The organism is Streptomyces sp. NPDC057854, assembly GCF_042797055.1.
Lineage (GTDB): Bacteria > Actinomycetota > Actinomycetes > Streptomycetales > Streptomycetaceae > Streptomyces.
The window spans coordinates 1-24,864 of record NZ_JBHVMF010000001.1 but is presented as its reverse complement, the minus strand read 5'-3'; the positions used below and the strand labels follow the sequence as shown (position 1 = coordinate 24,864).

27 protein-coding genes and 3 pseudogenes are annotated in these 24,864 nt (G+C 70.6%); 16 read left to right on the top strand and 14 right to left on the bottom strand.

Annotated elements, in window-relative coordinates; all coding sequences use genetic code 11:
• Positions 1-166 precede the first annotated feature (166 nt).
• Both ACFVQZ_RS00150 and ACFVQZ_RS00145 read right to left on the bottom strand, forming a co-directional pair.
• Positions 167-709, bottom strand: coding sequence for a DapH/DapD/GlmU-related protein (locus ACFVQZ_RS00150; RefSeq protein WP_030495483.1), 543 nt, complete (start codon positions 707-709; stop codon positions 167-169).
• 272 nt (positions 710-981) lie between these two features.
• Positions 982-1,869: a winged helix-turn-helix transcriptional regulator gene (locus ACFVQZ_RS00145; protein ID WP_383618451.1), complete on the bottom strand. Its 888-nt coding sequence runs from the start codon at positions 1,867-1,869 to the stop codon at positions 982-984.
• A 200-nt stretch (positions 1,870-2,069) separates the two neighbouring features.
• Here ACFVQZ_RS00145 and ACFVQZ_RS00140 point away from each other — a divergent pair, with 200 nt between their 5' ends.
• Together ACFVQZ_RS00140 and ACFVQZ_RS00135 are read left to right on the top strand one after the other, a co-directional pair.
• Complete coding sequence (locus tag ACFVQZ_RS00140) at positions 2,070-3,341, top strand: MFS transporter (protein ID WP_383618450.1); 1,272 nt, start codon at positions 2,070-2,072, stop codon at positions 3,339-3,341.
• Positions 3,342-3,430: 89 nt separating this feature from the next.
• Positions 3,431-4,682, top strand: a pseudogene (locus ACFVQZ_RS00135) (transposase); the annotation flags it as partial.
• A 113-nt stretch (positions 4,683-4,795) separates the two neighbouring features.
• Here the strand turns inward: ACFVQZ_RS00135 and ACFVQZ_RS00130 are convergent.
• Positions 4,796-5,059, bottom strand: coding sequence for a hypothetical protein (locus ACFVQZ_RS00130; protein WP_383618449.1), 264 nt, complete (start codon positions 5,057-5,059; stop codon positions 4,796-4,798).
• A gap of 161 nt (positions 5,060-5,220) precedes the next feature.
• Between ACFVQZ_RS00130 and ACFVQZ_RS00125 the strand changes: the two genes are divergently transcribed.
• From ACFVQZ_RS00125 to ACFVQZ_RS00100, 6 genes are all read left to right on the top strand, one after another.
• Positions 5,221-5,634 carry a cytidine deaminase gene (locus ACFVQZ_RS00125; RefSeq protein ID WP_030495486.1) on the top strand — a complete coding sequence of 138 codons (414 nt, stop codon included), beginning with the start codon at positions 5,221-5,223 and terminating at the stop codon, positions 5,632-5,634.
• 88 nt (positions 5,635-5,722) lie between these two features.
• Positions 5,723-5,941, top strand: a complete 219-nt coding sequence (locus tag ACFVQZ_RS00120) for a hypothetical protein (protein WP_030495487.1) — start codon at positions 5,723-5,725, stop codon at positions 5,939-5,941.
• A 165-nt stretch (positions 5,942-6,106) separates the two neighbouring features.
• The gene (locus ACFVQZ_RS00115; protein ID WP_383618448.1) at positions 6,107-6,235 is read left to right on the top strand and encodes a hypothetical protein; all 129 of its coding nucleotides are present in this window, start codon (positions 6,107-6,109) and stop codon (positions 6,233-6,235) included.
• A 174-nt stretch (positions 6,236-6,409) separates the two neighbouring features.
• A complete protein-coding gene (locus ACFVQZ_RS00110; RefSeq protein ID WP_383618447.1) occupies positions 6,410-6,721 on the top strand; it encodes a hypothetical protein in 312 nt (103 codons plus the stop codon).
• A 225-nt stretch (positions 6,722-6,946) separates the two neighbouring features.
• The gene (locus ACFVQZ_RS00105) at positions 6,947-7,354 is read left to right on the top strand and encodes a hypothetical protein (RefSeq protein ID WP_383618446.1); all 408 of its coding nucleotides are present in this window, start codon (positions 6,947-6,949) and stop codon (positions 7,352-7,354) included.
• A 372-nt stretch (positions 7,355-7,726) separates the two neighbouring features.
• Positions 7,727-7,990, top strand: a complete 264-nt coding sequence (locus ACFVQZ_RS00100) for a hypothetical protein (protein ID WP_030497695.1) — start codon at positions 7,727-7,729, stop codon at positions 7,988-7,990.
• 12 nt (positions 7,991-8,002) lie between these two features.
• Here ACFVQZ_RS00100 and ACFVQZ_RS00095 read toward each other — a convergent pair.
• Positions 8,003-8,934: pseudogene (locus ACFVQZ_RS00095) on the bottom strand (IS5 family transposase).
• An 89-nt stretch (positions 8,935-9,023) separates the two neighbouring features.
• On the opposite strand from ACFVQZ_RS00095, the gene ACFVQZ_RS00090 reads away from it, so the two are divergent.
• On the top strand, positions 9,024-10,196 hold the full coding sequence (locus ACFVQZ_RS00090) for a glycosyltransferase (RefSeq protein ID WP_383618445.1): 1,173 nt from the start codon (positions 9,024-9,026) through the stop codon (positions 10,194-10,196).
• A 79-nt stretch (positions 10,197-10,275) separates the two neighbouring features.
• Positions 10,276-11,016, top strand: coding sequence for a class I SAM-dependent methyltransferase (locus ACFVQZ_RS00085; protein WP_030497698.1), 741 nt, complete (start codon positions 10,276-10,278; stop codon positions 11,014-11,016).
• A 31-nt stretch (positions 11,017-11,047) separates the two neighbouring features.
• Here the strand turns inward: ACFVQZ_RS00085 and ACFVQZ_RS00080 are convergent, their stop codons facing one another.
• Together ACFVQZ_RS00080 and ACFVQZ_RS00075 are read right to left on the bottom strand one after the other, a co-directional pair.
• Complete coding sequence (locus tag ACFVQZ_RS00080; protein ID WP_383618444.1) at positions 11,048-12,007, bottom strand: CPBP family intramembrane glutamic endopeptidase; 960 nt, start codon at positions 12,005-12,007, stop codon at positions 11,048-11,050.
• A gap of 214 nt (positions 12,008-12,221) precedes the next feature.
• Positions 12,222-12,863, bottom strand: coding sequence for a TetR/AcrR family transcriptional regulator (locus ACFVQZ_RS00075; protein ID WP_383618442.1), 642 nt, complete (start codon positions 12,861-12,863; stop codon positions 12,222-12,224).
• A 116-nt stretch (positions 12,864-12,979) separates the two neighbouring features.
• On the opposite strand from ACFVQZ_RS00075, the gene ACFVQZ_RS00070 reads away from it, so the two are divergent.
• Positions 12,980-14,527: a serine hydrolase domain-containing protein gene (locus ACFVQZ_RS00070; RefSeq protein ID WP_383618441.1), complete on the top strand. Its 1,548-nt coding sequence runs from the start codon at positions 12,980-12,982 to the stop codon at positions 14,525-14,527.
• An 8-nt stretch (positions 14,528-14,535) separates the two neighbouring features.
• Here the strand turns inward: ACFVQZ_RS00070 and ACFVQZ_RS00065 are convergent, their stop codons facing one another.
• Together ACFVQZ_RS00065 and ACFVQZ_RS00060 are read right to left on the bottom strand one after the other, a co-directional pair.
• The gene (locus ACFVQZ_RS00065) at positions 14,536-15,210 is read right to left on the bottom strand and encodes a lysophospholipid acyltransferase family protein (RefSeq protein ID WP_383618440.1); all 675 of its coding nucleotides are present in this window, start codon (positions 15,208-15,210) and stop codon (positions 14,536-14,538) included.
• A gap of 157 nt (positions 15,211-15,367) precedes the next feature.
• Entirely contained in the window at positions 15,368-15,997 is a 630-nt protein-coding gene (locus ACFVQZ_RS00060) for a TetR/AcrR family transcriptional regulator (protein ID WP_383618439.1), read from the bottom strand.
• Positions 15,998-16,275: 278 nt separating this feature from the next.
• On the opposite strand from ACFVQZ_RS00060, the gene ACFVQZ_RS00055 reads away from it, so the two are divergent.
• Positions 16,276-16,668: a RidA family protein gene (locus tag ACFVQZ_RS00055; protein WP_030497704.1), complete on the top strand. Its 393-nt coding sequence runs from the start codon at positions 16,276-16,278 to the stop codon at positions 16,666-16,668.
• Positions 16,669-16,793: 125 nt separating this feature from the next.
• On the opposite strand, the gene ACFVQZ_RS00050 is transcribed toward ACFVQZ_RS00055, so the two are convergent.
• Positions 16,794-17,513, bottom strand: a complete 720-nt coding sequence (locus tag ACFVQZ_RS00050; RefSeq protein WP_383618438.1) for a leucine-rich repeat domain-containing protein — start codon at positions 17,511-17,513, stop codon at positions 16,794-16,796.
• A gap of 171 nt (positions 17,514-17,684) precedes the next feature.
• Here ACFVQZ_RS00050 and ACFVQZ_RS00045 point away from each other — a divergent pair, with 171 nt between their 5' ends.
• Complete coding sequence (locus ACFVQZ_RS00045; RefSeq protein ID WP_383618437.1) at positions 17,685-18,380, top strand: DUF6308 family protein; 696 nt, start codon at positions 17,685-17,687, stop codon at positions 18,378-18,380.
• A 63-nt stretch (positions 18,381-18,443) separates the two neighbouring features.
• Here ACFVQZ_RS00045 and ACFVQZ_RS00040 read toward each other — a convergent pair whose 3' ends face one another.
• The 3 genes from ACFVQZ_RS00040 to ACFVQZ_RS00030 all read right to left on the bottom strand — a co-directional run bounded on the left by ACFVQZ_RS00040 (position 18,444) and on the right by ACFVQZ_RS00030 (position 20,524).
• Positions 18,444-19,076, bottom strand: coding sequence for an SMI1/KNR4 family protein (locus ACFVQZ_RS00040; protein ID WP_383618436.1), 633 nt, complete (start codon positions 19,074-19,076; stop codon positions 18,444-18,446).
• A gap of 120 nt (positions 19,077-19,196) precedes the next feature.
• Entirely contained in the window at positions 19,197-19,718 is a 522-nt protein-coding gene (locus ACFVQZ_RS00035) for a hypothetical protein (protein ID WP_383618435.1), read from the bottom strand.
• Between the two features lie 218 nt (positions 19,719-19,936).
• Complete coding sequence (locus ACFVQZ_RS00030) at positions 19,937-20,524, bottom strand: hypothetical protein (protein WP_383618434.1); 588 nt, start codon at positions 20,522-20,524, stop codon at positions 19,937-19,939.
• 168 nt (positions 20,525-20,692) lie between these two features.
• Between ACFVQZ_RS00030 and ACFVQZ_RS00025 the strand changes: the two are divergent.
• The 3 genes and pseudogenes from ACFVQZ_RS00025 (at position 20,693) to ACFVQZ_RS00015 (ending at position 22,914) form a co-directional block, all read left to right on the top strand.
• A pseudogene (locus tag ACFVQZ_RS00025) lies at positions 20,693-21,404 on the top strand (transposase family protein).
• 86 nt (positions 21,405-21,490) lie between these two features.
• Positions 21,491-21,886 carry a hypothetical protein gene (locus tag ACFVQZ_RS00020; protein ID WP_383618433.1) on the top strand — a complete coding sequence of 132 codons (396 nt, stop codon included), beginning with the start codon at positions 21,491-21,493 and terminating at the stop codon, positions 21,884-21,886.
• A gap of 545 nt (positions 21,887-22,431) precedes the next feature.
• Positions 22,432-22,914 carry a DUF4253 domain-containing protein gene (locus ACFVQZ_RS00015; protein ID WP_383618432.1) on the top strand — a complete coding sequence of 161 codons (483 nt, stop codon included), beginning with the start codon at positions 22,432-22,434 and terminating at the stop codon, positions 22,912-22,914.
• A 59-nt stretch (positions 22,915-22,973) separates the two neighbouring features.
• On the opposite strand, the gene ACFVQZ_RS00010 is transcribed toward ACFVQZ_RS00015, so the two are convergent.
• Positions 22,974-23,681, bottom strand: coding sequence for a hypothetical protein (locus tag ACFVQZ_RS00010; protein WP_383618431.1), 708 nt, complete (start codon positions 23,679-23,681; stop codon positions 22,974-22,976).
• 176 nt (positions 23,682-23,857) lie between these two features.
• A complete protein-coding gene (locus ACFVQZ_RS00005) occupies positions 23,858-24,490 on the bottom strand; it encodes a hypothetical protein (RefSeq protein WP_383618429.1) in 633 nt (210 codons plus the stop codon).
• Positions 24,491-24,864 lie beyond the last annotated feature (374 nt).

Here is a 24,864-nt window from a genome sequence, read left to right as displayed (position 1 = left end):
GCCCTGGTACGGACAGCGATGGGGCCGGCCACCTTTCTGGTACGGGGGGTGTCCCCCCGGGCCCCGGGCCGCTCGCGTGAGGCCGAGGGGTCGGCCGCGTACAGGAAGGTGACGCACATGGACGGCCGGCCCTTGAGGGCTCAGGTCACCCGGGTCGCGGCGACACTCACCACGTCCGGCGCACGGTGGCCTTGCCGCCCGTGACCAGGCTGGCCGGCGGGACGTCGTCGGCGACGACCGCGCCCGCGGCGATCACGGCGTCACGGCCGATGGTGACGCCGGGCAGGATCGTGGCGCCGGCCCCGATCCACACGTTCTCCGCCACATCGATGGGCGCGCCGGTGAGGTAATGCCGCCGCTCCTCGGGGTCGACCGGATGGCCGCTGGTGATGAACGTGACCTTCGGACCGATCATCACCCGCTGCGCGATCCGGATCCCGGCGTAGTCGAGGAACGTGCAGTTCTGGTTGATGAACACGCGCTCGGCGAGGTCGAGGTTCAGGCCGTGGTCCGTGTAGAAGGGCGGGTAGATCGTCACCCGCGGTGGCAGCGGCTTGCCGAGGATCTGCGCGAACAGGTCCGCCTTTCCGGCCTCGTCGTCGAACGGCAGGACGTTCAGCCGGGACGTGAGCTCGGTGACCCGCAGGACCCGCTCGGCCATGGCCTGGAACTCCGGGCTGTGGATGCGCATGAGGCGGTCGCCGGTCATGCCAGGGTCCTCTCTCTCAGCCTCTCAGCCTCTCAGCCTCTCGGCCTGTCGGTCGCTCGGCCATGAAGCGCGGGGCACGGCAGGCGCTCCTCGACGACCGCCCGCCCCCCGACACCCCGGCGACGGCACTCTACGTGACATCGGCCGAGCCCCGGCGTGGTGCGCCGCGCCCTCCGGCGCGCCGGCGGTGTGGGTGGTGCGGGTCGGCGCCACCGGTACCCCGGGCCGTACGCCGCCGCCCCTCAGGCGCCCAGCGCGAAAAGCGCCGTCTCTTAAGTGTCCAGGCGCCGTACCTCCGCGAGCGCTTCGCTCACCGCTCCCGGGATGTCCGTGACCGGGAAGCGCGCGTGCCGGACGACGCGGTCGCGGTCCACGACGAGGACGGCGCGCTTCAGCCGCAGCAGTTGTCCCGCGCGGAAGGTGGGCAGGCGCAGGGCGGCGGCGAGGCGGAGGTCCACGTCCGAGAGGAGCGTGAAGGGGAGGCCCTCCTCGACCGCGAACACCCTCTGTTCGTCGGGGCGTTGGGTGCTGACGCCGTACACCTCCGCGTTCGCCGCGCGGAAGTCCTCGTACGCGTCCCGGAAGAGCCGGTTCTCCAGGGTGCAGCCGACGGTGCCGGGGATGCCCGACCAGTCGTCGGGCAGGGGGCTCGGCCGCCCGGTCGCCGGGTAGCAGAACAGGACGGTGGCGGTCCTGTCCGCCGCCGGGGCCACCGGATCCACGGGCGCCCCGTCGAGGTGCCGGGGCAGCTCCAGGCGCGGCAGCCGTTCGCCGGCCAGGGCCGCGACGCGCCGGGCCTCCGCGCTCGCCTCGTCGGCGGTGCCGCTCAGCGAGCCGTCGCCAAAGATCCACCGGTCCGCCCAGTCCTGCATCGACAGCAGCACGGGCAGCAGTCCCCGCCCGCTCTCCGTCAGCCGGTACTCGTACCGCACCGGCCTGTCCTGATAGGGGACCTTCTCCAGGACCTCGGTCTCCACCAGGTGCGCCAGGCGTTCGGTGAGCACCTTCCGCGAGATGCCGAGCTCCTCCTGGAGCGCGTCGAAGCGGTGGTGCCCGCGCGCGGTCTCCCGGATCAGGAGCAGGCTCCACCAGTCGCCGACCACCGCCGCCGCTTGCGCGATCGCGCAGGCGGAGTCCCGCTCGGGCACCGACCTCACCACGGCGTGTCCACCTTTCCGCCTCTCCGCTGCACCGCGCACCACGCACCGCGCGCACCACGCGCCGCGCACCTCGCGGCCGCTCATGGGCACCATCTTGCGCCATGAGGTCAGTTCCCGATAGAAACCCACCTGGAACGACTGAGTTCCGAAAAGAGACCGACAAGCTCATGGCTTGAACGAACCCAGGGGGTGGGCGCCACATGGCGAACGGAACGAGAGCGATACCCGAGGACGACCGGCGCGAAGACGCACCGGAGGCCGCCCCGCCAGGCGTCTTCTGGCGCTACTGGGCCGCCGCCACCGTCAGCAGCGCGGGCACCGCCGTCACCGCCCTCGCCCTGCCGCTCGTCGCCCTCACCGTGCTTCACGCCACCGCCTTCGAAGTCGCCCTCCTCGCCGCCGCCGGCCAGGTCTCCTGGCTGCTCCTGAGCCTCCCGGCGGGCGTCGTCGCCCAGCGCGTACCGCTGCGCCGCCTGCAGGTCGCGCTCGACCTCGTACGCTTCGCGGCGCTCGGGTCGCTGCCGCTCGCCTGGTGGCTCGACGCGCTCACGTACCCGCACCTGCTCTGCGCCGCGCTCGTCACCGGCGCGGCGACGGTGCTCTTCGACATCGGCAACTCGACCTTCCTGCCCGCCGTCGTCCCCGCCCGCCAGCTCGCCGCCCGCAACAGCGTCATGTCCGGCACCCACGCCGTCACCGACACCGGCGGACCCTCCCTCGGCGGCGTCCTCGTCAGTGCCACCGGCCCGGTCGGCGCGCTCGTCGTGGACGCCGCCAGCTATCTGGCCTCCGCCGTGCTCCTGCGCACGCTCCCCGAGAGCCGCCCCGGCCCCCGTACCGGCGAGAGCGCGCTGCGGCTGATGCGCGAGGGCTGGCGGTACGTCACCCGGCACCCGGTCATGCGGCCCTGCATGATCTGGGCCACCGCCGCCAACTTCCTCAACGCGGCCCTCGTCGCCCTCACCCCGCTCTACCTCGTCCGCGAAGCCGGCCTCGACTCCGTACAGCTCGGCCTCGTCCTCGCCATGGACGGCGTCGGCGCCCTCGCCGGCGCGGCCGTCGCGGTCCGCGTGACCACCCGCCTCGGCACCGCGCGCGGCATCGTCGTGGCCGACCTGGCCGGCGCCGCGCTGCTCCTGCTCGCCCCGCTCACGACCTCGGCGGGGGACGCGTACTGGTTCGCCCTCGGCAACGCCGGCTTCGCCTTCGGCACCGTCATCGGCTCCATCACCACCCGCACCTACCGGCAGACCCAGTCGCCCCCGGAACTGCTGTCCCGCGTGATGGCCACGGTCCGCTTCGTCTCCTGGGGCGCGCTGCCGCTCGGCGCCCTCACCGCCGGCGTCCTCGCCACGGCCGTGGGCGCCCACACCGCCCTCTGGACCGTCTGCGCGGCGGCCTCGCTCCCGGCGCTCTACCTGTACGCCAGCGGGGTGGGCCGCCGGCGCGACCTCGCCTGGGGGCGCGTTTGAGATCTGCCGTCCAACCGTCTGAGAGTGGTTCTGGGGGCGGATGTCCGTCGGACCTGACGGACGAGCACCCGCGTCGAACTGGGCGACCCATGGGACTGGCCGAGCACAGCGTCCAACGAGACGCGGTGTCGACGTTGTCGGGGTTCCGGACCGGACTGTACGCGTGCCTGTCGTCGCGGGCGGATGCCCTCTTCGACTCGGGTGACGCGCTGCCGTGCACCGACGGACCGGTCCGGACCCTTGTGGACCGGGCGCTCGCGCCGGAACACCGACGCGGGCACAGGGCCTTGTACTCCCGGTTCAACCGGCGCCGGATCGACGTCGCCCGGCTTCGTCGCGCGCTGGCGGGCGTGCCCTTGCCCCGGGCGAGCGACGGCCGCCTGGCGCTGGCCGTGGACGTGTCCCCGCGGCTTCGGCCGGATGCCGACACCTGCTCGGACCGCTCCTTCTGCCACACCTTCGGCCGCGGCTTGGGCAAACACCAGGTGGTGCCCGGCTGGTCCTACTCGTTCGTCGCCGCACTGGAGACCGGCCGCACCGCATGGACGGCGTGCTCGATGCCGGCTGCGACGTCCCCCCGCATCGCTCACCTCCCGAGTGATCTGCCGGTCGAAGTGCTGGGCCGGTTGAGCACGACCGGGTCATGCGCATGCCGGTCCCGGTGCCGTGGATCTGCCCGCTGCAGTGCGGACGCCCGCCCAAGCACGGCGGTGGGTGCGTCTTCGGCCGGGCCGAGACCTGGGGTGAGGTCACCGTGGTGACCGTCACCGTCACCGTCACCGACACCGGACGGTACGGGACGGCGACCGCGCAGGCGTGGGACCGGCTCCATCCCCGGCTGACCCGCAGGGCGGCGTGGAGAGACCACTTGGGCCCGCTGCCGATCATCGAGGGCATGGCCATCCGGTCGGAGGTCGAGAGACTGCCCAGCGGCGGGGTGAACAAGCCCGTCTGGCTGTGGTGGTCGGGCACGGGCGCTGCGCACGGACGACGATGACCGGTGCTGGCAGGGCGCTTCTCCGCCGCTTCGACGTGGAGCGCACATTCCGCCTGCTCCAGCAGGCCCTCGGATGGACCCGGCCCAAGCTCCGGGACTCCGGCGCGGCCGACCGCTGGACCTGGCTCGTCCTGGCCGTCCACGCCGAACTCCGCCCGCCCGCCCGGCCGCCCGCTCGCGTAGGACCTGCGCCGGCCCTGGGAGCGGCCGGCGGAACCGAACAGACTCGCTCCCGCCCGCGTCCGCCGCGGGTTCAGGCACCTGCACGCGAAGACGGACACGCCAGCCCGTGCCCCGCAACCCAGCCGACCCGACCCCGGCCCCCTCCCGGCTCGAAGAACCGGTGACCGGCTCCCCGTTACGACGTCGGACGCGTCCTTGCCACTGGCGAGTCCCACACCCACCCGCACACCACAACGTCGGCACGAAGCCCCGACGCACCGGCGGGTCGGCAAGCTCAGACGGACAGCAGGAACCCACCGATCTGGTAATCCAGCCCTTCACGGAACTCCAGGTGCGGGATGGCACTGCGCATTGCCGAGTACAGCGCGGGCGGCACCTCGTAGACCGCGGTCTCAAGGAAGTCGTCGTCCCGAGCGGGGAACAGGTCCCTGATCTTCAGGATCTCAACTCGGTTGAGGCCAGTAACATGTGCGGCCTGCTCGTCGCTGTCCCAGCCGATGAGGTCCCACCCAAGGGTTTCGGTGTTGATGTCGTTCACGCGCTCACGGTAAGCGCGAACCGTCCACGAGGTTGAACGGCAATCTGAGGCTCCGGCCCCCAGGGACCGGGGACCGGCGGGCCGGACGCGCACAGAATTCCGCTTGCGCTCCGGAGCCGCCCGCGACAAGGTCACGTGACCCCGAAACGAACGGAGCACACGTGAGCACGCAGGACCCCCCCGTCGACCACGAGCTCGTCCAGGCCGCCGCACAGGTCGCCCGGACGCGCTGCCGCGGCGACAACCACACCATGGCCGCCGCCGCCCGCGCCGAGGACGGCCGGATCGTCACCGCCGTGAACGCCTACCACTTCACCGGCGGCCCCTGCGCCGAACTGGTCGTCATCGGCGCCGCCGCCGCCCAGGGCGCGTACGACCTGAGGACGATCGTCGCGGTGGGCGACCGCGACCGCGGGGTGGTGCCGCCGTGCGGCCGGTGTCGCCAGGTCCTGCTGGACTACTTCCCGGCCGTGCACGTCATCGTCGGCGCCGCCGACAGCCTCAGGTCCGTCCCCGTCACCGAGCTGCTGCCCGAGACGTACGTCTGGGCCGACCACCAGCTCGACGCCGACTGACGCCATGACCGGTCACAGCGCGTGACGACCGGGCGCAGCACGGCGCCGGGGCTCGGCAGCGCCGCCCGAACAGGAGCACCCTGGAGGCATGACGAGCTCAGCCCCGATCGTCGTGCACCCGCCCTCGCCCAGCGGCGGTAGACGGGTCACCGTCCGGCAGGGCGGGATCCTCGGCCTCGCGCACAGCGACCGCGACGTCGTCGAATTCCTGCGGCGAGCCGGCCTCGACGACGCCGAGACCCTGCTCGACGACCCCCGCTGGGTGGAGTGGCGCGGCGGCCGCGCCCACGAGTACGAGGCCGCCTAGGAGCTGTCCGGCCGATCATGTCCGGAGTGGGATGACCCCAATCGCTGCGATGGTGGTACCGAGGAACGCATAGCCGCGTCTGCCGCAACGGGCGGCAACGGCCCAGGCGCGAACCCAAGCACCGCCCTGCCCCGCGTGCTGATCAGCGGAGACATGATGGGGTTTATGAAATCTCTCACCGCGGCGGGGCTGCGCATCGTGGAGGAGTGGACCGCGCCCGACGGGCTCGTTCCGCCCACCGTCATCGGACAGGCGCCGAGCGTCCCGTTCGAGGACGGGCGCGTCGAGGTCTAGAGGGACTTCCTCGATCCGCTCCTCCAGGAGGAGGGGAACGCCGACTGGTACCGGCTGGCGGTCGAAGGAGGACTCTTCTCCGAGACCGACCGCAGGTTCCTGATCGCCCTCAGCCCCGGCCGGGACCGCCTCTCGCGATGGCACTGCGTCGAGCTGCAGAGCGAGTGGGACATCATGGGCAAGGGCGCTGACGGGCTGCTCGGCAGCGCCCCCTACCGGCCCGAGTTCAGCATGCTGTCGCTCGACGGGAACGTGCTGTGCTTCGCCACGACGTGGGAGCACGCGATCAGCACCTCGGTGCTGAAGGCGCCGCACCGTTCGCATGTCCTCCGCCACTGGGCGGAGGGGCTGACGGACGGCTCCATGGACGACATGGGCGATCCGAACGACCTGCCGCTGAGCGTGGCGGCACGCCGCTGGCTCGACGGCGCCCACCACGCCATGCCCGGCATCACGCGGATGCACAACATCACCCTTGACGGATAGGGCAACGGGCTTCACTGCGGGCAGCCATACCTGAAGCGACTCGGAGATCATTTACGGGAAAACTCTCAGGCGCCACGCACGCCCCGCTGAAGCAAGGAGAAAAACAGAAGGGGAGCATCACATTCCGAAGAGGAGCCTCCACTTCTATTGAACGCAATACTCTCGGCCGTTTCTTGACCAATACCACCTAGAGGTTAATCGAGTACCCGATAAAGAATTACCGACATGAAGATCACAAAGAGCTTTGCCATGGTCGCTGCCGCGTTGCTGCTCCCTCTTGCGGGCAGCGGTACGGCCGCAGCCGCCGAAAGTGAGCCCCAGCCCGTGACCGTCCTCACGCTCCGCCTGGAGGAGAGGATAGAGCCCTTCACCGCCAAGGGCTGCAACAAGGATGTGTGCGTCATCGTCAGAGGGAAGGGGACCTACGTCGAGGCGGTAGGAGCGTCCAACCTCGGACACCGTGAGGCGTACGGGTACATCAACGTCAACGAGGTGAGGCGATGGGGACTGGGCAAGATCAGCCCCGGCTGGAACGGTCTCGTCCACCCCTCGACCCACCTGAAGGACGGTGACGGCGTCTGCGCGTGGATCCACACCATCGAGGGGTACCCCTGCGTGAGGATCATTGCCTGACGGCGCGTGCTGCCGGCGCACCGCGACAGTGCGTCCTGCGCAACCGTTGCACGTAACCACCGCAGATTGCGCTACCTTGGGCCTCGGGATACCCTCTCGGGGCCCAAGAAGTGAAAAGCCGGAGCGATCCTCGGGTCCCGTCCCGATTACATGCCTGTTGTATGGGGGATCCCTGAGCTAAGACCCTATGCCTGGAGGGCGGTGTAATGCGGTTCACCAAGCGGGGACATCCCCGGCCCGTCAGTAGAGAAGACTCCGCTGTACAGAACGGTTGCATCGGCCTCGTTCTGCTTCTGATCGTCCTCGTGGTGCTACTCCTCAGAGGGTTCTAGGACTTGTCCGGCCGATCATGTTGCTGGTTAGGGTTCGAGCGTGTCCAAGACGAGCGTGAGCAACGAGACCAGCAGCATGGTCTGCCTGTGGGTCGAGCCATGGGGAACTGACCACTGGATGCGTCCGGGGGAGGAGTTCACGGTGGTGACCGAGGCGGAGCCGGAGCAGTCGCCGTTCAACGTTGTGGTGCATGATCAAGGCATCACGGTGTGGGTGAACGCGGGACATGACGCCGAGGTCCGCGACAAGAACGGTGACGTGGTGCCGTGCGGGCATCAGCGGCCTGCCCAGGGCCGTGGCTGAGCGGTCCGGCCATCAGCTCCGAAGCCAGATGACTACGGCTGCGGCGGTGGCGGTGCCGAGGAAGACGTAGCCGCGCTTGTCGTAACGAGTGGCCACCGCACGGGACTGCTTCAGTCGGTTGATCGCCCGTTCGACGGTGTTGCGCTTCTTGTACCGCTCTTCATCGAAGCCCGGGGGCCGTCCTCCGCGTGAGCCCTTGCGAATTCGGGCCGCCTGGCTGTCAGTCTTTTCGGGAATCGGGTGACGGATGCTCCGATGCCGCAGGTACTCCCGGCACGGGCGGTTGCTGTATGCCTTGTCGGCCGCGACACTGTCCGGCTTCTTGCGCGGTCGGCCTGGGCCAGGTCTGGGAACACGGATCTTCTCCAGCACCGGCTGGAACTGGGTGCAGTCCGCTCGTTGGCCAGGAGTGACGACCAGGGACAACGGGCGGCAGCGGCCGTCCGCGCTCAGGTGGAGCTTGCTGGTGAACCCGCCGCGCGAGCGGCCCAGGCCCTCGCCTCCAGCACCACCTCCACCAGGCGGGCGACGAGGCTCTGCCACGGTGTCTCGTCCTGGTGTTCTGCCGATGCCGCCCCTTTTGTGGCGGGGGCCGGCGGCGGGTCGGTGCGGGCACCGGCCGCATGCTGATGCGCGCGGACGATCGTGGAGTCGACCGCGATGTCCCAGTCGATCTCGACGGCAGCGTCGGCCGCGGCCTGAACCTGCTGGAGCAGACGTTCCCAGGTGCCGTCGGCCGACCACAGGCGGTGGCGTTCGTAAACGGTCTCCCACGGTCCGAACCGTTCGGGCAGATCACGCCACTGCACTCCGGTCCGCACCCGGTGCAGAATCCCATCGATCACCTGCCGGTGATCGCGCCACCTGCCACAACGCCCGTTGCTGACCGGCAGGAACGGCCGAAGCCGTTCCCACTCGGCATCACTCAGATCACCCCGCCCCATGCCCACAAAAACGACTCGGGCACGAAGTAGTCACATGATCGGCCGGACAAGTCCTAACGAAGGGATCGCGAGCCAGTAGGGTCCCGGGGGTGAACACCGCACCCGCCGATTCCTTCCGCCTTGTCGTCACCGGAGGAGGAACGGGAGGCCACACCTACCCCGCCCTGACCGCGGTCCACGCGCTCCGGGACCGCCTGGCGGCCGAGGGAAGAGCGCTGGACGTGCTGTGGATCGGCAGCGCCAACGGTCTGGAGGCGCGCGTCGCGCCCGCCGAAGGCATCCGGTTCGCCGCCGTCGCGACCGGCAAGATCCGCCGTGCGGCCCATCCGCTGAAGATGCTCTCGGCGGAGAACGTGAAGGACATGGCACGCGTTCCGCTGGGCGTGGCGCAGGCCCGTAAGCTCGTCGCCGGTTTCCGCCCGGACGTGGTCCTCGCCACCGGCGGGTACGTCGCCGTCCCCGCCGGTCTGGCGGCCCGGATGTGCCGACGGCCGCTCGTCCTGCACGAACAGACGGTACGCCTCGGCCTCGCCAACCGTCGCCTGGCCGGCTCCGCGTCGCGGATCGCCGTGTCGTCGGAGTCCTCCGTGCCGCTGCTCCCGGAGAACGTCCGCCGCCTCGCGGTCGTCACCGATAACCCCGTACGCCCGCAGGTGCTCGCCGGACACGCCGGCAAGGCGGTCGACGCACTCGGTCTGCACGGTTTCGACCGCCGACTGCCGACCGTGTACGTCACGGGCGGCGCGCAAGGGGCCCGGCAGATCAACGACGTCGTACGCGACGCGCTCGGCTGGCTCCTGGAGCGGGCGAACGTCATCCACCAGTGCGGCCCCGACCACGTCGACGCCCTGCGTGCCGACACCGCCGCCCTGCCCGCCACGGCGGCAGCGCGGTACCACCTGACCGGATTCGTCGGCCCGGAGCTCCCCGACGTCCTGGCGCTCGCCGATCTCGTCGTCTCCCGCTCCGGCGCGGGCACGCTCGCCGAACTCACCGCTCTCGGCAAGCCGGCCGTGTTCCTCCCGCTCCCCACCTCGGCGGGCGGCGAACAGGCCCACAACGCCCGCCACCTGGAGGAGACCGGCGCCGCCGTCGCGCTCCTCGGCGACGTGAGCGCGGACCGCCTGAAGGACGCGGTCGGCCCCCTCCTGACCGATCCGGCGAGGCGCGCGGACATGGCACGGCGGTCCCGGGAACACGGCAGGCCGGACGCGGCGGACCGGCTCGTCGACGTGCTCCTGGCAGCCGCCGCGTCCGGCTGAGCGGCGACGGTACGAGGACCGGGGGAGGGGACCGTAAACGCTTCGACAGCGCCCCCGGCCGACGGGCAGAGTGGTCCGCATGACGAGCAGTGAGCTGTGGACCCGCGCGACCGCCGAGCGCTACGACGCCGAGGAGACCGAGATGTCCTCGGCCGCCGTCCTCGGCCCGACACTCGACTTCCTCGCCGAACTCGCCGGCGACGGCCGGGCCCTGGAGTTCGCCATCGGCACCGGACGCGTGGGCGTACCGCTCCGGAAACGCGGCGTGCCGGTGGCCGGGATCGAACTGTCCCCGCACATGGCGGCGGTGCTGCGGTGCAAGGTGGACGAGGACACGCTGCCGGTCACCCTCGGGGACATGGCCACCACCGTCGTCCCCGGCGCGTTCTCCCTCGTCTACCTCGTCTACAACACCGTGTCGAACCTGCTCACGCAGGACGAGCAGGTCGAGTGCTTCCGCAACGCCGCACGGCATCTGAGCCCCGGCGGCCGGTTCGTCATCGAACTGAGCGTGCCGCCGCTGCGATTCCTGCCGCCCGGCCAGGTCGCGGTGCCGTTCAACGTGTCCGACCGGCACCTGGGCTTCGACACCTTCGACCTGGTCGAGCAGATCCTCGTCTCGCACCACCTCACCCGCGACGGCGCCGACGGCCACTACCGCCGCGAAGCCTCCCGCCACCGCTACGCCTGGCCGGCCGAGCTCGACCTGATGGCCCGGATCGCCGGCCTGGAGCTGGAACGGCGCGTGGCCGACTGGGACGGCTCGCCGTTCACGGACGACTCCAGCAAGCACATCTCCGTGTGGCGCAAGCCAAGTTGAGCGACCGAGGGGCCAGGCGGCCTCTTCCGGATCAGACCGCGCCGGGTTCGCCTGCTGGACGCGTGCGCGACGCGGTGCCGGATGCGGGGACTTCCAGGGGTGCGCGCCGGCCGGCGCGGCGCCAGTAGGCGTAGGCGAGGACGGTGGCCGCGCCCCAGATGAGGGTGGTGACGATGCCGCCCTCGATGCCGAAGTCGGAGCCGGTGATCCAGGTGTCGGAGCCGGTGGTCGGGCCGAAGGTCCAGAGGGAGGCGCCGTAGGGGTTGCCGCTGACGGGAAGGCCGAAGACGTTGCCCTGGAAGGCGTTCCAGCCGATGTGGACGCCGATGGCGATCCACAGCGACCCGCGGGCCAGGGAGAGGAAGCTGGCCATGAGGGAGAACAGGACGATGTTCAGGAGCACGAGGGGGCGGAGGTCGACGTGGGCGACGGCGAAGACGACGGCCACGAGGGCGACGGCGAGGGGGCCGCGGATCTGTGAGGCGGCGGTCTGGAGCATGTAGCCGCGGGTGACGGTCTCCTCCGTGGACGCCTGCACGATCCAGACGATCAGGAGCGGGAGGACGGTCCCGAGGGCGGCGGCGCCGCTGGTGGTGTGGGCGGAGCCGTGCGTGTCGTACTGGCCGGTGAGGGTCAGGACGAGGACGCCGAGGGCGAGCATGCCGGCGCCGGCGGCGAAGCCGCCCGCGAGGGAGGCGAGGCGGTGCGTACCCCGGAAGCCGAGGGAGGCGAAGGGGCGGCGCTCCTTGAGGCAGACCCAGGCGGCGACCACGGCGAGCGTCGCCGCGTTGGTGAACAGCTCCACCCACTGCGCCTTCGGCGACCCTGTCGCCGGGTCGCCGAGCAGGGCGCGGGCGGCCGGCTCGACGGCGATGTTGATGGCGATCACGCCGCCGAGGAAGACGACGAGCCAGCCGATCCACCAGCGGGACGGACGCTGCGCTTCGCGAGCTCCTCGGACCAGCGCGGACTCGGAAACGGGCACGGCCATCAGCCTCAACTCCTGGGGAACCCATGATGCAGTTCGCCCAACATAGGCACTCATGTCCGATTAGAGGTAATAGGTCCGTATAGCGTGCGCCGATCGGCGATCGGATGATCCGAAGAGGGGCCCGGGCCGCCGCTCCGCCCGGGCGCACGGGGTGATGCCCCTCTGTGCGGGTGCCGATCCGCGCCGCACGGCGGCTGCCGTCGCCGCCGCCGTCTCAAGTCGTGTACTGGCGACAGGTGCCGGTGAAGACGGCTCCGATCTCGGCGTCGAGTACGGGTTGCACGTACCGAGTGACGGACTCGCCGGCGGCGCCCCCGGGCTCGCGGTAGACCTGGAGGGCCAGTCCCTCCATCACGGCGGCGAGGCGCACGGCGGCGGCCTGGGGATCGAGCTGCCGGTCGACCTCCTCGCACTCCTTGCCGTTGTGGACGGCGAGGGAGATGTCCTCGCGCAGCCGCCGGGCGCTCTCCGTGTCGACCTCGGCGAGCGCGGGCGCGTCGAGGGCCCGGCCGGCGAACGCGCGCGCGACGCGGTACTCGGCGCGGCGGGCCTCGTCCAGCGGGATGTACTCGGTCATCACGGCGGCCATCACCCGCGCCAAAGGCTGCTGGTGCGCGGTGCCTTCCCTGATGCGCTCGTCGACGCGGGCGCGGATGCGGGCCGAGACGGCACGGAAGGTGTGGAGCAGCATCTCGTCCTTGGTGCGGAAGTAGTGCTGGACGAGCCCGACGGAGATGCCGGCGGTGGCGGCCGTCCGTGCGACGGTGACGGCGTCGAGGCCCTGCTCGGTGATCAACCGGCTGACGGCGTCGGCGATCTGACGGCGGCGTTGTTCGTGATCGGCGGTTCGCGGCACTTGATAACCGTACCACTGTACGGCTATAACCATACGTCCATACGGTTTCACCTAGGGCTGCCGCCCCTCCCTCGTGCCCGCCCTGCCGCCGACGTCCACGACCGAACGAGGACCTGATGCCCAGCACGCTTCGGCGCGCCGCCGCCGCGGTGACCGCCCTCCTGCTCGCCCTGCTCGTCCCGGTTGCTGCCGGCCAGGCATCGGCCGCGGCGCGCGCACCCGTGCCGCCCGACCGGGTGGCGGCGGTGGACGCGTACGTACGCGAGCGCATGTCCGCCACCCGTACGCCCGGCCTCGCCTACGCCGTCGTCGGCCCTGACGGACCGGTCCACACGAGGAGTTGGGGCACGGACGGACACGGCGAACCGGTCACGGACGCCACCCCGTTCCTCTGGGGATCGGTCGCCAAGCCGATCGCCGCCACCGCCGTGATGACGCTTGTCCAGGACGGCCGGCTCCGGCTGGACGACCGTGTGGCAGACCACCTGCCGGCCTTCCGCTTCGGAGGCCCCAGCCACGCCCGTCGGGTGACGGTACGTCACCTGCTGGGGCACACCGCGGGCCTGCCCGAGTCGGCGACCTTCGAGGTCGCGGACTGCGTCGACGCCGACTGTCCGGAGGCGACCCGGCGCCTCTCCGCACTGGACGGCGTACGACCCCTGGGCCCGCCCGGCACCACGTACGCCTACACCAGCGCCGGCTACCTCGTCCTGGCCGCCCTGGTCGAGTCCGTCACCGGCCGTCCCTTCGCCGACCACCTCAAGGGCAGCGTCCTGCGCCCGGCGGGCATGGACGGCGCGATCGCCGACCGCGTGTCCGCCCGGGCACGCCACCTGCCGCCGGGACATCAGCTGCTCTGGGGCGTGCCGTCCGCGATCGTGGACGGCGTGGACGACGCCGGCGCAGCCTACGGCTACACGGGCGGCGACCTGAACGACCTGGCCGCCTTCGCGGCACTCCAGCTCCGCTCGGGGAAGACGGCCGACGGCGGGTCGGTGCTCACCTCCGAATCCGTCCGCCTCATGCGGCAGGAGGGCCGGCTCCACCCGTCCGGCGCCGGCACCGGATACGGTCTCGGCTGGCGCGTCGGCGGCCTGGAACCCCCGCTCGACACCGCCGTCTGGCACACCGGTGCCACCCCCGGCTACTCCGCCATGGTCTTCCTCCTGCCGGACCGCGGCCTCGCTCTGGTCCTCCAGCAGAACCTCCACGGCCTCCTCCACGACTCCGCCGTCATGGAGGTCGGCTTCGGCGCGGCCCGCATCCTCGCCGGGGCCGCCGCCGCGGACGCCCCCGCCGCCACGCCCTACTACGCCACGGTCGGGGCCCTCACCGCCCTGGCGGTGCTCCTCCTGGCCGGGTCCGCCCACGCGTACCGCCTGCTCGTCCGCCCCGCGGCCCGCCGCCCCCGTACCGCCTCCACCCTCCTCTGGTCCCTCGTCGGTGTGACCCCCGTGCTCGCCCTGGCGGCGGCCCTCGCCTCTGTGGGCGCCGGGCCGCTGGGGACGTGGACGCCTGACGCGTTCATGGCGTTGTGCGTTGCGGCGGTCGCCGGGGTCGCGGTGACGGCTCTGCGGTGGGGGGCCGTGGGCGTGGCCGTGCGGCGTCGGGGTGCGGCGCGGGGAGAACGCGAGGCGGCGCCGAAGCCCGTCAGACACGATTAGCGGCCGGGTCAGCCTCGCGCGTTCGCTCGGGCCCTCGGCGCGTAGACCGGTACGTACTCCTGGCCGGAGACCTCCGCGATGGCCTGGGCGATCAGGTCGGACACGGCTCTCCGGGCGCGGGCGTCAGCGGCGGAGCCCTCGTGCAGGTAGAGGTCGACGGGCTTGCCGAAGGTGACGGTGACCTTTGCCGGACGCGGAAGCGCGCGTCCGGGCGGCAGGACGCGATCGGTGCCGCTCATGGCCACGGGCACCACCGGCGCGCCGGATCGGAGGGCCAGCCAGGCCGCGCCCGTCCTGGCCCGGTAGAGCCGGCCGTCCGGGGACCGGGTGCCCTCGGGGTAGATGCAGAAGAGGCCGCCGTCCTCGATCACCCGCAGACACGCTTCGAGCGAGGCGACCGCGGCTCGTTGGTCGTCGCGGTCGACCGGAACCTGCCCGCTGCCCCGCATGAAGGACGAGATGATCCGGGTCGGCCAAGGGCCGCCTTCAAAGTACTCCGCCTTCGCCATGAAGGTGACCTGCCGGTCCAGCACCAGCGGCAGGAACGTGGAGTCCACGACGGACAGGTGGTTGGACGCGAGGATGACGCCGCCCGACCGCGGCACGTTCTCCAGGCCCATGGCTTCGAGCCGTACTGCGGTGCGCAGTACCGGCCCGACCAGGTGTTTCAGGTGCTGATACATCGATGCGTTCCCCCATGGGTTCTGTGCCGCGCTCGCGGCGAGCGGATGCTGCGGGCCGGGTCGCGCCTGCGGCGGAACGGCGCCGTGCGCCGCGACGGTCGCCGCCCGGTCGCGCCGTCGGAAGGCGAGGCCGAATGCCGCGGATTTCCGGCGGCGGTCAGGAGGCCACCGGCCCGAGATGGGCGTCCAGCGCTGCCTCGATCAAACGGTCGGGTCCGTCGGGATCGTCGGGGCCGTCGGGGCCCTGGTCGCCGAGGGCGAGGCGCAGGCTGCGCCAGGACCACAGTTGGGCGATGCCGTGCACGTTCGCCCACAGGGCGGCGGCGGTGATCGCGGCCGACGACTCAGCCGGCGTTGTCCGACACCGGGCGACGAGTTCCGTGCTGCGCTGGAACATCGGGAGGGTCAGCTCCCGCAGCCGAGGACCGTCTGGCGACCCGCCCTCTTCGGCGCTGTCGAGCAGATCATGACGGAACATCAGCTCGAACATGCCGCGGCGATCGCGTGCGTAGGCGACGTACACCCGGGCCAGAGCCGCCAGTTCCTCGCGAGGTGCGTTTCTCCCGGCGGTGGCCGTGGCGGATCGCGCGGCCAGCTCCTCGAAACCTCTGCGGGCGATGGCCGACAGCAGCGCGCGGTGTGTCGGGAAGTAGCGCCGCGGAGCGCCGTGCGACACCCCGGCCCGGCGGGCGATCTCCCGGAGACCGACCGATGCGCTGCCCTCGGACAGCACCAGCTCGACACCGGCGTCGACCAGTCGCTCACGCAGGGACCCCTCAGTATTCATAGACATTGTCTACCAGCCGTCGTAGACAGTGTCTACAGGCTGCGTCGTCCGCGGGGAGGGAGGGTGAACGGCCCACGGCTGTCGCGCGGCCCCTGTGTGCGGCGCGCGTGCGCGCACCGCATTCGCGCCGACACGCTGTGCAACGTACGCGTACGGCCTACCGGCCCTCGGCGCCTGGGTGAGGCAGTCTGGGGAAGCCGATCGGTATGCGGGCGCCGGCTCCGCCGGGTGACGCCCACCCGCAACCGAACGCTGTACCTGCAACGAGGAGACTGTCCATGACCGTGAAGACGACCCACCTCGACCCCGAAGAGCTGCACTACAACCCGGCCTTCGCGCAGGGCGTCATCGCGCCCGCCGCCCGGACGCTCTACGTCGGAGGTCAACTCGGCACGGATAGCGACGGAAACCTGCTGGAGGGCATCGAGGCGCAGACCGAACAGGCCCTGCGCAACGTGCTGACTGTGCTGGCGGCCTCCGGCACCGGCCCGGAGAACGTCGTCAAGCTCACCATCTACCTCGTGGACGGGGTAGACGCCGAGACGGGATTCGCGGCGTCGCGCTCCGTATGGGGCGACCACCGCACGGCCGTCACCGTCGTCACCACCGCGGGCCACGCCCGTCCGGGTGCCCTCGTGGAGATCGAGGCGACGGCGATCATCCCCGAGTAGGGGAGAATGAGTCGCTGTCACTGAAGCCGTGCCCGCGCCCGTGTGCTCGTACGCGTCCCCGTGCCCGCCGACGGCGCATCTGTCGACGGGGCGGGGCAGGTCGGATTGGGTCGAGTCAGGTCGGGTCAGGTCAGGACGACACACCCCAGTCGCTCCAGCTCACCCACGAGGGGCAGGGAGGGGTCGACCTCGTTCCAGCGCAGGTCAAGCTTCTCCAGCGAGGGCATCCGGGCGAGCCAGTCGGGCAGTCGGCGGAGACGGTTGCTGCGCAGATCGATCTGCCGCAGCCGGGGGAGACCGGCGAGGGGTGCGGGCACTTCCGACAGAGCGTTCTCGCGCAGGTCCAGGTGGCGCAGTTCCCGCAGTTGGGCCGTCGACGACGGTAAGTCCTCGATCGCGTTGCCTCGCAGCCACAGCTCACGCAGGCATCGCAGGCTTCCGAGGGAGTCGGGCAGCGCGGTGAGCCGATTGTGCTGCGCCCGCAACTCGATGAGCCCGGTCATCGCGCCGATGGTGTCCGGCAGGATGGTGAGGCGGTTCTCGCCGACGTTGAGGTACCGGAGACGGTTCAGACGCCCGAGTGAGTCGGGGAGCCGGGACAGTGCGTTGTCGTGCAGATAGAGGCAGTCGCTCAACTCGCTGAGGGCGCCGATCTCTTCGGGAACCGCTGACAGGGCGTTGTGGCCGAGGTCCAGCGTCCTCAGCCGGCGGAGCCGTCCGATGTCCGGAGGGAGCGCGGTGAGTCCGGTGTCCGCGAGGATCAGCACCTCCAGCTCCGTCCGTTCCCAGACGGACTCGGGTACGTCTCTGAGTTCCTGACGCCACAGATTCAGCGTGTTCCTCACGGCCGGCAATGCCCCTTCGTCAGCTTCGTCAGCGATCTGGAGCCTGGATTCTCCCTCAAGGCGCGGAAAGAGCGGCGACAATGGCGACGCCAGGGCGCCCCCCCTCACGCGATGGTCCGCGCTCGGCGCCCGAGCGCAGATCCGACGGACCCGAAGAAGGACGGAGCTTCCATGACTGTTTCCGATACCGACATCGATACCGGCACCGCGTCGTCGTCGCCGCTGGCGCAGCAATTGCATAGTCTCCTGGGTTCCGAGCGTGTCGTCGCCGACCTGCGGCGCTACTTCGGCAACGATGCGCCGGACGGTGAAGTCCCGTTGACCGGAGCCCGGTTCGAGTCACTGGGCGGTGGGGGAGACCGCCCTGAGACCGCCGACCGGATCACGGCGGAGGACCTGATCGCGGTGCAGACGCTGTCCGTCGTCGTGCCGGCGCCCGTCGCGCTGGACCTGTTGGAGGGCGATCTCGGCAGACGGCTGTCCGACCTGCTGCGGGCCATTCCGACGGACGTCGACATGGTCGACGCCGACGCGCTCCACCTGTCCAAGGGCTCAGCGGCCGACCAGGCTTGGAACCTGCTGTGCGAACAGCACGGGGTCAACTGGGTGATCGCCGGAAAGCTCCTGGCCCGCAAGCGCCCCCGACTGCTCCCCGTCTACGACCGCGTCGTCCGCTGCGCGGTAGGCCGTCCCGAGTCCTTCTGGCTCTCCCTCCGGACCGCGCTGCGCGAGGACGACGCGGCGCTGCACCACCGACTCCTCGACGTGCGGCGAACAGCGGGCCTCCCGGAGACGGTGAGCGCCCTGCGCGTCTGCGATGTGGCGGTGTGGATGAGTCACCGGACGGCCGGCCACGCCTGCCCCTGAAGTCATCGACTACGGGCCCGATCGGACCTCCTGAGGCACGGCACCCCACTCCACCCGCGCCGGTCAGGCCGTCCCGACGGGCGCCTCCCGCAGCGGTTCTCCGTTGAGCTCCGTACAGCTCTCCTCGTCCCACCAGAGCCCGCCGCGGTTGGTGAGGTACGGATACATCCCGCGTACCCCACCACCTTCGTGGAGTGCGTCGGCGACGGCGTGGAGGACGCTCGCCAGATCGGGCCACGTATCGGAGAAGTCGCCTCCGCCGCTGTGGCCTGCCCAGCCGAGGCGGCCCGCGTGCGCACCAGGGCGCTGGTCGATCACCTGCGCGCCGCCGTCGGCGCTTTCCGCCCAGGGAATCCACAGAGGATGCCACCAGGGCTCGTCGTCCCAGGGCCGACGGGTCAGCCCGTCGTTCTCCGCAGCGACACCCATGGACATCTGCCAGTGCTCCACGATGCCCCGCACCGGCAGCGGTGACTGCTCCGGCAGGAGCGTCGTCCAGCTGCTGACGCCGTCATGGCACCGCAGCGACTCGACAAGGTCAGCGGGAAGCGGGATCCCGAGGACGCGCTCGGCACGTTCGATGTCGTCCCGTGAAGCGGGCGGGTTCAGCACGACGAAATCGGCCGTCGCGTGAGCAGCCAGCCAGGCGTCGATGCGACGCCAGGACTCCTTCGGGGACGAGATGCGCGATGCCATGGCGTCATTCTGCTCGACGCCCGCGCGAGACGGTGGAGGCGGGCACGCCGGTGCAGCGGACGCGCCGGTCGGACCGGGGTGCGGTGCCGGCGCTTGACGACCAAGCCCCGCGCCCGCCCGTCACAAGTCCCGAAGAAGGGGCGTTCTGAGCAGGTCCTCCAATCCGGCCCACTCGAAGAGGCAGATGGCGAGCACGGCGTGATCCGTGGGGTCCGGCAGCACCCATCGATCACTGAAGGAGCGGAACCCGACCTCCTCGCCTCTCTCAAGAAGGCGGAGACTGAACGCGCGCGGCACGATGCGCACATCGATCGATGTCCCCTCATAGGTGACCGAGCGGCGGGAACGCCGCAGGGCGGACGTGCCGCCGAACCGGAACGGCTCGCCGTCCGCCTCCCCCTCGAACCCCTTCCAGATCCGCCACCGCAACCACAACGGGTCCGCCGCGAGCCGGTGAACCGTGAGCGAGGCCTCTCCGTCCCGCAGGGACACCGTCCAGCTCTCCACCGCATCCGCGTGATCCTCGGGACGCGTGCGCGGGCCACGTTCACGGATCAGGGCCGCCTCCCCGAGGGGCGTGGCGCATGTCGCGTAGACGCGGGCAGCGACCGCCGGTTGCCTCCACTCCACGAACGGGGTCACTCGACTCACGCGAAACTCAACCACTACTGCCCCCCAGGCCACTCAGCTCTCGATGCGCACGATGTCAGTATCGCGGGGCGCGCACGGAATGCCGCAGGTGTGCGCGAGTACAGCCCGCATCTCCCGGCCCGGATCCCGGCCCCGCTCCGCATCACAGGACGGCCGTTCAGACCCCCGCGGGATGCTCGTTCGGCGACCGCCACAACTCCGGCTGCGACTTACGATGCTGGCCGCCGGCCTGCTTGTCTCGGAGCCCAAGGCGCGTTCTTGTCCACCTCGCCGAACTCGTGGTCGATGTAGTCGGCAAGATCACGGCCGCAACAGATGATGTCGGTTCCCCACACCGACAAGACCGGATGTCCCGGAGTATTGCGACCCGCAGGCACGAACCGGTGCGCGCATACGGGAACGAGGCGCGGCGCTTGCGCGAGTACCGCTCGGGCCGTCTCCACGGCCCCTTTAGTGGTGGCGGGGCGTACCCCCAGGGCCGGATGCCAGTTGCCGTGAGCGACGTCGCCCAGCACTTCTCGTGCCGGCCAGTCCAGCCGATGGCGCAGGTCGTCTGCATCCGCGTGACGCCATTCGGGCCAGGGCTGCTGCCACGTTGCGCCTTCCTCGGGAGGCGAGGCAATCGGCAACCCTGCGGCCAGGAAGGCACGATGCTCCGGGGAGAACTCAAACCCATAGGTCGCCTCGATCCGGCTGAACTCTTCGTCCGTGAGCCCTGGAGCCATCTCACAGCAGTCCGCCTCAGCCAATCGCCGCGCGGCCTCCGCACCCAAACGAGCGCAATCAGTGTCGATCACGCCGGTACCGTACACAGACTGATCGCACGGGATCGGCACCTTTTTCGAACCCCGACAGGGCCCCTCCAGGACGTAGCGGGTCACCCCTTGAAGCGTGTTGCAGAAGGTTCCGACCCGGGCGTTTCCCTTGTATGTGTGGGGTGTTGAGGGCTTGCTGAGCCGTTGTGAGTGGAGAAGTTCACGGGTCTGCTGAAGGTCGTGCGGAGCGGGGCGGTAAGGGCCCGGTGGTGGCCGTCCGTGGTGTCTGCCGTCGGCGGACCGGGTTCTGCTGGCCGCCGTCTACTACCGTGCGAACCTCGTCATGCGGCAGCTCGCGCCGCTGTTCGGCGTCTCGCCGGCGACGGCGTGCCGCGTCGTCCAGCGGCTGCGGCCGCTGCTCGCGATCGAGCCGGCCACCCGTCTTGCCGACGCGGCCGAGCGGCTGTGGAGCGTGCACGGCACCCTGGTCCCGGTCCGCGACCGGAAGGTCGGTGCGTCCTCGCGCAACTACCGGTTCTCGGTGAACGTGCAGCTCATCATCCACGCCGACACCAAACTGGTCATCGCCGCGGCCCGGCCGGTGCCCGGCAACACCGCGGACGCGAAAGCGTGGCGGGACTCTGGCCTGGCCGGCCAGTGCGACGGCGTGACCGTCCTCGGCGACGGTGCCTACATCAATACCGGACTCGTCGTCCCCCACCGCAAACGCCCCGGACGGGCCCTGCTGCCCGGCGAGGAAGAGGACAACGCCGAACACCGACGGATCAGGGCCCGCGTCGAGCACGCCTTCGCCCGCATGAAGCACTACAAGATCCTCCGCGACTGCCGACAGCGCGGCAGCGGCCTCCACCACGCGGTCCAGGCCGTCGCCCACATGCACAACCTCGCCCTCGCCGCATGACCAGACCGGCCACAAACCCGGCCCTGACCTGCCCGGACACCACCTTCTGCAACACGCTTTAGTCTTCGCTGAACGAAGGGGGGCGCATGTCGCGCTACACAGCCGAAGCAGAGGCAAAGATGAAGGGGATCACGTTTCCGGCCTGGCACGGAAGGCACTACGTGACCCTGGCCGAGCTGCTGGTTCGCCTCGGCAGCTGCGGCCTGGACCTGACATGGCGCGTCGAACTCGACGAGATCGTCGATCCTCGCTGTGCCGAAATGGAGAGTCGGTCCGCCGACTCCGGCATCGATACGTTGACGCTTCTGTCGCTGACGACCCCCTTCCTGCAGTTGATCGACGCCGAAGCATGTGGGTTCGCCGGGGATGACCTGGTGGTCGTCCTGACCGAATTCGACAGTTCCCTGTGGGACGTCAGGGCTGTCGACGAGCGCGTACTCAGCGAGCTTCGCCACCACTATCCGGGGGCCACGGACCTCTGAACGAGGCGCTTTGGACGTCATCTCATTTGGTGACGAGCACGAACCCTGGCGATACGGAACAGGAGGCGCCCGAACCTGTGCCTCGCGCGAAGGGGGCGGGCAGACGCGTTCTGAACTCCTGCAAGCAGTGAGGAAGGGCCCACCATGCCGGGATCGGCTAGGGTCCTGATCTCATGACATCGTTCCTCCGCGCGCCGCTTGTCTCCTCCGATGACCTCCTTCACCGCTTGCGGATGTCCTTTCCCGCCGCCGAGGCCGAGCGGGCTGTGACCGCGGCGCGTGTCGAGATCCTTGGCGTCCGCGTGCCCCGCGAGCAGGCCCGTGCGGTGTGGGAGGAGTGGCGCGGCAGGCATGACCGGACCGGTTGGTGGCCGTACGTCACGTTGAGCGCGCCGAGTGATGCGACGGAGTGGCACGGGCATGAGGCGTGGGATGCCGACGTGCTGGAGCGGTGCGTCGGCGAAGCCGCGTCTCAGGACTACGACGCGAGGGCGGCGTCCATAGTGGTGTCGGCCTGCCGGTGGGCGGTGGAGGAGGTCGCAGGCGTGGACGACGATTTCGACCTCTGGCGGTCCGACTACGACCCCGACCGGCTGGCACCCCTGCTCGCACCGGCCGTGGAACGGCCGCTGCCGGGGGTGTCGCAGTGGGCGAGCGGCACCCGGGAGTTCTTCGAGAAGGACTGGCGGTGGGTGAACTTGGTGGCCGCGCGCGGTGGCCACGAGGTTCCGGTGCTTCTGCCGCGTGTCTACACGACGTGGGGCTGGGCCGGGTACGGCGACCGCGGCCTGACGCCCCTCGACACCTCCGCGCTCCTGCGCCGCTGGCACGAGCGGTGGAGCGCCGAGCTCTTCTTCGCCTACGGCTCCTACCTGGAGCTGGTCGTCGACCGGCCGCCCCTGGATCCTCGGGGCGCCGCACAGGCCGCCGCGGAGCTGCGCGCCTACTGCCACGACACCGTGGACGATGCGGTGAAGACCGGTGACACGATGGCCCGCTCGACGGTGTGGTCGCTCTGGTGGGACTGAACCAGAGCGCAGGGCCTCGCGGAGCGGTACGCGGCTGACGGCCGCGCACCGCCGCCGGGTCAGTGCGGCAGGTCCTCGGACGGGAAGCAGATCTTCCGGTCACTCCTGCAGATCTCCGCCTCGGGGTCGATGGGCCCATAGGCACGGTCGATCGTCAGGAAGGTGACCATACGACCGGAAGGGAACCTCGCGACCGCCTGATGCACCGGCCCCGTCCCCTTGCTCCGCCTCACGTGGTCGAACCGTGCCGGACCGCCCTCGGCGATCACGAAGCCCACGACACGGACCTCGTCGTTGTTTTCCCCGTTGGTCACCCGGTCAGGCTCGCCCCAGATCGCGAAGAGCAGTCCGGGCGCCGGCGGCTCCTCAGGGAGCTGGCCGCAGCTGAGCGAGCTGTAACCTTCCCGGATCTTGCCGTAGCAGAAGGTGCGCCCGTCGGACATCCAGGCCAGATCCCCGTTCTTGGCGTCCATGCGTCGGATCACGGCCACCTCGTCGGCCGGTGGAACCTTGTGTCCTGCCGGCATCTGGATAGCGAACGCCTCCCGCAGGAAGGCGTGGTCACGGCCGCTGACCGCCGCCCGGCCCAGCGGCCGCGCCGGCATCTTGTCGTACGCCCGCTGGGCGGCCGCCGACGGTGTCGTGGCCGAGGACTTCACGGCCGCGGGCTTCGAGGAGTCCCGTAGTTGTTCCGTGCCCGACGTACAACCGGCCGTTGTCACCAGCAGCGTGACTGCGCCGACGCTCGTGAGAATCCGTTGTCTCAAGGCACTTCCCCCCCGGGGCGTAAGGCTCTTGTCCGCAGACGATAGTGCTGAGCGGCTGATCGGCCCGGCCTATTCGGGCCGCCGGCGGCCGGGGGCCGGCAGGCCGCGGCGGGGATCGTCGAGCAGCTGGTAGCGGACGAGTTGTGGGAGCTGTTCCCGAGGGCTGGCGGGTTCCTTCAGCACCGTTGCGCGGGCCCGATGACGGTGAGGCCCACCTGCGCGGCGAGCCAGTGGGCATACGGCTCGTCTCTCTGGCGGCCGTCGACGACGGCACTGCGGACGTGGACGAGGACGGTGTGGTCATCGGCGGGCTCATCGAGCTCGCGGGTGTCGGTGTTGAAGAGGAGCGTCACTTCGGCATGCTTGGACTCGCCGTGGAATCCGGCCTCGGGAGCGGCGGGCCATTGCAGCGCATCCCAATTGATCAAGCCCACATTCGGACCGATCGCCGCGGTCAGATCCGCCTCGATACTGCCGATCGGCAGGTTCCACACCTCCCACTCCACCGGCAGCCGCCCCTCGAACGCGGCTTCCTCGGTCGGCAAGCCGCTCGCCTCGACACCGACGACGAGAGCAGGCTGGTCCTCGAACGGCACCCCTTCGAATTCGTCCAGTTCAGATGCCCCGCAGAATCGTCCCTGGGACATGGCCTTCGCCATCCGCCGCACCTCGGCGACGGAGGAAAGCTCCGCGTACGCGGAGACCTCGGAATGCTCGCAGCGGCCGAACTCCATGAGACGGCGCGCGGTGCGCAGGGCGAGTGCCGGGTCAGGGGTGCGGAAGACGGGATAGGCAACATCGTTGGACATCCGGTGATCCTGCCATGGCCTGTCATCGCAAGGCGTCGCGTTTACGGCACGCTTCCTACGGGTCGGTGGGCTGCGAGGCGTGGTGGCGGTTGCCGAGCGTCTGGTGCCGGACGGGTTGTGGGGGTTGTTTCAGCGGATGGTGTCGGAGGCTCCTGTGCGCGTACCGTTTCGCGGCCGGCATCTCAAGCGGCGGAAGCGCCGCCATTTCCAGGAGCCGCATCGCCCCGGCAGGGCACGCCACGGGACGTCGGCACGGCCGTTCGGAGTACCGAGAGAACCGTCCTCAGGCCGTGCCCGACCGCAGGTCGTCCAGGACCGCGCGGGCCGCCCGTGTACCCGATGCCAGGGCGCCCTGGACGGACGGTGTCGCTCGG

Bases quoted from the DNA above. Each gene is read 5' to 3' on its own strand.
- ACFVQZ_RS00120 (WP_030495487.1), top strand. From the start codon at position 5,723: ATGACGAGCTCAGCCCCGATCGTCGTGCACCCGCCCTCGCCCAGCGGC.
- ACFVQZ_RS00140 (WP_383618450.1), top strand. From the start codon at position 2,070: ATGGCGAACGGAACGAGAGCGATACCCGAGGACGACCGGCGCGAAGAC.
- ACFVQZ_RS00065 (WP_383618440.1), bottom strand. From the start codon at position 15,210: ATGTATCAGCACCTGAAACACCTGGTCGGGCCGGTACTGCGCACCGCA.
- ACFVQZ_RS00115 (WP_383618448.1), top strand. From the start codon at position 6,107: ATGAAATCTCTCACCGCGGCGGGGCTGCGCATCGTGGAGGAGTGGACC.
- ACFVQZ_RS00085 (WP_030497698.1), top strand. From the start codon at position 10,276: ATGACGAGCAGTGAGCTGTGGACCCGCGCGACCGCCGAGCGCTACGAC.
- ACFVQZ_RS00110 (WP_383618447.1), top strand. From the start codon at position 6,410: ATGGGCAAGGGCGCTGACGGGCTGCTCGGCAGCGCCCCCTACCGGCCC.
- ACFVQZ_RS00005 (WP_383618429.1), bottom strand. From the start codon at position 24,490: ATGTCCAACGATGTTGCCTATCCCGTCTTCCGCACCCCTGACCCGGCA.
- ACFVQZ_RS00105 (WP_383618446.1), top strand. From the start codon at position 6,947: ATGAAGATCACAAAGAGCTTTGCCATGGTCGCTGCCGCGTTGCTGCTC.
- ACFVQZ_RS00150 (WP_030495483.1), bottom strand. From the start codon at position 709: ATGACCGGCGACCGCCTCATGCGCATCCACAGCCCGGAGTTCCAGGCC.
- ACFVQZ_RS00045 (WP_383618437.1), top strand. From the start codon at position 17,685: ATGACTGTTTCCGATACCGACATCGATACCGGCACCGCGTCGTCGTCG.
- ACFVQZ_RS00055 (WP_030497704.1), top strand. From the start codon at position 16,276: ATGACCGTGAAGACGACCCACCTCGACCCCGAAGAGCTGCACTACAAC.
- ACFVQZ_RS00040 (WP_383618436.1), bottom strand. From the start codon at position 19,076: ATGGCATCGCGCATCTCGTCCCCGAAGGAGTCCTGGCGTCGCATCGAC.
- ACFVQZ_RS00070 (WP_383618441.1), top strand. From the start codon at position 12,980: ATGCCCAGCACGCTTCGGCGCGCCGCCGCCGCGGTGACCGCCCTCCTG.
- ACFVQZ_RS00080 (WP_383618444.1), bottom strand. From the start codon at position 12,007: ATGGCCGTGCCCGTTTCCGAGTCCGCGCTGGTCCGAGGAGCTCGCGAA.
- ACFVQZ_RS00060 (WP_383618439.1), bottom strand. From the start codon at position 15,997: ATGAATACTGAGGGGTCCCTGCGTGAGCGACTGGTCGACGCCGGTGTC.
- ACFVQZ_RS00020 (WP_383618433.1), top strand. From the start codon at position 21,491: ATGTCGCGCTACACAGCCGAAGCAGAGGCAAAGATGAAGGGGATCACG.